Consider the following 4,497-nt stretch of genomic DNA (forward strand, 5'->3'; position numbering starts at 1 on the left):
GCCCGGAGATCCTGCGCCGGCTCGGGCGTGCACCGCGCGTTCGACCATCCGGCGCAGGATCTCCGGGCTGAACGGGCTGTCCCCGGCGGCGGCGCGGCGGATGCCGTCCAGCAGGTCGGCCGGGGGCGCGTCCTTGAGCAGGAAGCCGCAGGCGCCGGCGGTCAGCGCCGGGTAGAGGTGGTCGTCGTCGCCGAACGTGGTGAGCACCATGATCCGGGTGGCGGGCCGGTCGGCGAGGATCCGGCTGGTCGCGGTGATGCCGTCGACGCCGGGCATCCGCAGGTCCATCACCACCACGTCGGGCCGCAGCCGGGCGGCGAGGGCGATCGCGTCCCGGCCGTTGTCGGCCTCGCCGACCACGTCGAGGTCGGGCTGGGCGTCGCAGAGCATCCGCAGACCGGCCCGGATGAGGTGCTGGTCGTCGACCAGCAGCACCCGGATCACGCCGGCTCCGGCGCGCCCGCGCGGGGGCGGGGCGTGTCGGGGGCGGGCCCGGCCGCCGGCAGCACGGTCCGTACCCGCCAGCCGGACCCGGTGGGCCCGGCCTCCAGCCGACCGCCGAGCACCTCCACCCGTTCCCGCATGCCGACGATGCCGTGGCCGCCGCCGGAGGGCACCCCGGCCGGCGCCGCGCCCCGCCCGTCGTCGGACACCGCCCAGTGCACCGCGCCGTCCTCGACCGACACGGTCAGCTGGGCCCGCGCCGCCGCGCCCGCGTGTTTCGCCACGTTCGTCAACGCCTCCTGGGTCAGTCGCAGCACCGCCTGGCCGCGTACCGCGTCGAGCGCGCCGACAGCCGGGTCGACGTCGGCCTCCACCACGACGCCCGCCTGCCGGGCCCGGTCCACCGCCGCGCCGAGCGCCGCCGGAAGCGCCGACGGCTCGATCGCGGTCAGGGCGGCGTCGCCGCGTACGCCGTCCGGGTCACGCAGCACCGCGACCAGCCGCCGCAGGTCGGTCAGCGCCGCCGTGCCGGTGGCGTGCACGTCGTCGAACACCTCGCCGACCCGGGGGTCCAGGTCGGGCAGCACGTGCCGGGCCACCCCGACCCGCAGCACCATCGACGCGACGTGGTGCGCGAGCACGTCGTGCAGTTCCCGGGCGATGGCGCCGCGCTCGTCGGCGCGGGCCGCCCGGCTCTCCGACTCGCGCCGGCGCCGGTCCGCCTCGGCCCGCTCCTCGGCCTGCCGGCTCAGCTCCCTCGTGGTCCGCACGACCAGCCCGAGCAGCAGGGGCAGGCAGACGGTGACGGCGAGCCCGAACAGCCCGGTCAGCGCTGTGCGGACCGGTTCGCCGATCAAATTGGTCAGGTCGACGGCGGCGAGCAGCCCGGCGCCGAGCCAGATCGTGCGCGGCCGGGTGGCCCGCATGGTCAGCTCCAGCAGCGCCCAGCTCGCGCCGACCTGGTTGATCATCACGTCGTCGACCAGCGGGAACGCCGCCGCGAGCAGCGCCGACTGGAGGAGCAGGTTCAGCAGCGGCCGGCGGTGGCACAACAGCGCCAGGAGAAACGCCGGGACCGCCAGCGCCCACTGCGTTCCGGTGGGCCCGGGGCGGCCGTGCACGCCGACGACCAGGTAGCCGATGCCGCTGAGATCCAGCAGCAGGATCCGCGCGAGCGTGTCGCGTGCGTCGAACAGCCGACCGACCCAGCCCACCGCGTCAGCCTAGGCAACCGGCGCTGCCGGGGCCACCGGGTTGGCTCGCCGCCGCCGGACGGCGCGCAGTCCGAGATGGACGGCCAGCCCGAGCGGGCCGAGCAGGACGGTGAGCAGCAGCACCGGAGCGGTGAGCAGGGCCGGCAGCCCGCGCTCCCGCGCGTCCTGCCAGATCCACCGGCCGACGAACAGGTCGAAGGCGATCATGTGGGCCCAGGCCGCCGCCGCGCCGTCTGCGGTGCCGAGCAGGTCCCGCAGACCGTCGAGGGTGGGCGCTGTCACCACCGGCAGCACCGTTCCGAGCGACGGGAGCACGAGGACGGCGTAGACCAGCAGCACCGGCGCGACGATCAGCGGTGAGCCGACGATCCGGGCGGTCCAGGACCAGCGCGGCGCGAGGATCATCAGCGCCCAGAACGGGGCGGCGAGCAGGAACGTCAGGTCGAACAGGATCCCGGTCATCCGACGAGCACCACCCCGGCGCGGCGGGCCCGGCGCGCCAGCACCAGCGCGGAGGCGGTTGCCGTGGCCGCCACCAGCACTCCCGCCGCGGCGAGCGTGAGCGCGTCCGGGGCGAGCAGCGGCTGCCCGCGCAGGGCCTGGGCGGTCACCAGCAGCGTGAGTCCCGCGTACGCGGCCCCGCCGACGAGCACCAGCCGGGCCCGGGTCAGCCCGTCCAGCCGCCGGCCGAGGAACCGGTCGAGCAGGATCGCCAGCAGCGGCAGCGCCTGCAGCGCGTGCATCCCGACGAAGTGCCCGACGCGCAGGTCGCCGCCGGTGGTGCTCCAGCCGAGCAGCGGCAGCCCGGGACCGCCGTCGGGCACCCCGACGCTGTGCGCGCCGCTGATCCCGGCCGGCGCTCCGGCGGGCTGCCGCATGACCATCGGGAACGCGACGACCATGCCGAGCAGGGACACGGCGAGGCCGAGCCGTACCGCGTATCCGCCGGCGCGGTCCGCGAGCGACCGGCGGGACAGCACGACCGCCAGCACGAGCTGGGCGGCGAACAGCACGGTGATCGCCGCGCCCATGACGCTGTACAGCATCGCGTCCAGTGTCGTGGCGCCGTTGAAGTGGCTCGCGGTGCCGCGCAGCACCTGGCCCACGATGATCGTCATCTCCAGCACCGCCATGGCCACGATGAGTGTGGCCGCCCGCTCGGCGGCCCGGCTGCGGCGCGGCAGCAGGGACAGCATCCAGGCCAGCGTGACGCCGTAGAGCACGAACGAGATCGCGAACTTCAGCGGCTTGGCCCAGATGGGCGCGCCGGTCAGCACGCGCGGGTCGGCGACGACGCCGACCGCGGCGACGACGGTGAGCACCGCCATCGCGGACACGAGGAGCATCAGGGGGCGGTGCCATCCGGCCGCCCGGTTCCGCACGGTAGTCATGCCTGTAGATGCTGGTGGCGGACCGGGACCCGCGCGCCCGTCCGCAGGCCGCGTCCGTGACCCCGGGTCGGAGCGCGCCTCCTACCGGGGGAGGAGGCGGAGCGGTCAGTCCGGCAGCCGGGGCATCTCGACGCCCGGGTCGCGGCCGAGCAGCACCCCACGGGTCAGCGCCCGTGATCCGAAGCGGTCGCGTACCGCGTCGACGGCGGCGTCCAGCGCCGGACCCGGGTCGGCGGTGAACGGCAGGGCCAGCTGGGTGTGCCCGCCGCCGAGGTTTCCCACCGAGACGCCGAGCAGCGTGACGCCGCGCAGCGCGATCTGCGGCAGCGCGGCGCCCAGCAGGTCACGGGCGGCGTCGCGCAGCGGCGCGGTCTGCGCGGTCGGCTCGTCGAGCGTGTGCGACCGGGTGACCCGCGTGTAGTCGGCGAAACGCAGCCGCAGCGTCACCGTGCGGCCGGTGCGCCGGGCCGCGCGCATCCGCCCGGTCACCCGGTCGACCAGACCGGCCAGCACCGCGTCCAGCTCGGCGGGGGAGTGCGGGCCGCGCCCCAGCGCGTGCTGCGCGCCCATCGAGGAGCGGCGGCGGCCCACCTGCACCGCCCGGGGGTCGCGGTTGTGCGCCAGGGCGTGCAGGTGCCGGCCGGCGCCCGCGCCGAGCAGCGACACCAGCGCCGGCTCGTCCAGCCGTGCCACCTGCCCGACGGTACGGATGCCGCGTTCGCGCAGCCGGGCGGCGGTGACCGGGCCGACGCCCCACAGCCGCTCCACCGGCAGCGGGTGCAGGAACGCCAGTTCCCGCTCCGGCTCGACCACCAGCAGCCCGTCCGGCTTGGCCACGCCGCTGGCGACCTTCGCCAGGAACTTCGTCCGGGCCACGCCGACGGTGATCGGCAGGCCGACCTCGCGGCGTACCCGCTCCCGCAGCGTTGCCGCGACGGCGGCCGGCGTTCCGGCGAGCCGCCGCAGCCCGCCCACGTCGAGGAACGCCTCGTCGATGCTGAGCCCTTCGACGAGTGGGGTGGTGTCCCGGAAGATCTCGAACACCGCCCGGCTGGCGGCCGTGTACGCGGCCATCCGGGGCGGCACCACGATCGCGTCCGGGCAGAGCCGCCGCGCCTGCCGGCCGCCCATCGCGCTGCGCACGCCCCGGGCCTTGGCCTCGTAGCTGCACGCGAGCACCACGCCGCCGCCGACGATCACCGGCCGGCCGCGCAGCCGGGGGTCGTCGCGCTGCTCGACCGAGGCGTAGAACGCGTCCAGGTCGGCGTGCAGGATGGTGGCCTCGCTCGACACCCCGCCATCCTCGCACACATGTTCGAACAGGCGCGGCTGACCTGCCCGGACGCACGCGACCGGCCGGCGGATGGCTCCCGCCGGCCGGCCGCGTGCGCCTCACCGTCCGTAGACCTCGAACTCGTAGAGCGAGAAGCCGTACGAGGTCGCCCGCG

At 76.2% G+C, this 4,497-nt stretch carries 5 protein-coding genes; all 5 read right to left on the minus strand.

Features of this window, described 5'->3' with window-relative positions; all coding sequences use genetic code 11:
• On the minus strand, positions 1-444 hold a 444-nt coding region (locus KBX39_RS24150), incomplete at its 3' end, for a response regulator transcription factor (RefSeq protein WP_210872645.1).
• Positions 441-1,658, minus strand: coding sequence for a sensor histidine kinase (locus KBX39_RS24155; protein WP_104114167.1), 1,218 nt, complete (start codon positions 1,656-1,658; stop codon positions 441-443). The genes KBX39_RS24155 and KBX39_RS24150, both read right to left, overlap by 4 nt.
• A gap of 9 nt (positions 1,659-1,667) precedes the next feature.
• On the minus strand, positions 1,668-2,120 hold the full coding sequence (locus KBX39_RS24160; protein ID WP_210872647.1) for an ABA4-like family protein: 453 nt from the start codon (positions 2,118-2,120) through the stop codon (positions 1,668-1,670).
• Positions 2,117-3,049, minus strand: a complete 933-nt coding sequence (locus KBX39_RS24165) for a hypothetical protein (RefSeq protein WP_064445878.1) — start codon at positions 3,047-3,049, stop codon at positions 2,117-2,119. The genes KBX39_RS24160 and KBX39_RS24165 overlap by 4 nt, the downstream gene beginning before the upstream one ends.
• Positions 3,050-3,154: 105 nt before the next feature.
• Entirely contained in the window at positions 3,155-4,342 is a 1,188-nt protein-coding gene (dinB, locus tag KBX39_RS24170) for a DNA polymerase IV (RefSeq protein ID WP_210872649.1), read from the minus strand.
• Positions 4,343-4,497: the final 155 nt, after the last annotated feature.

This window comes from Micromonospora sp. D75 (genome assembly GCF_018070405.1).
GTDB classification, from domain to species: domain Bacteria; phylum Actinomycetota; class Actinomycetes; order Mycobacteriales; family Micromonosporaceae; genus Micromonospora; species Micromonospora chalcea.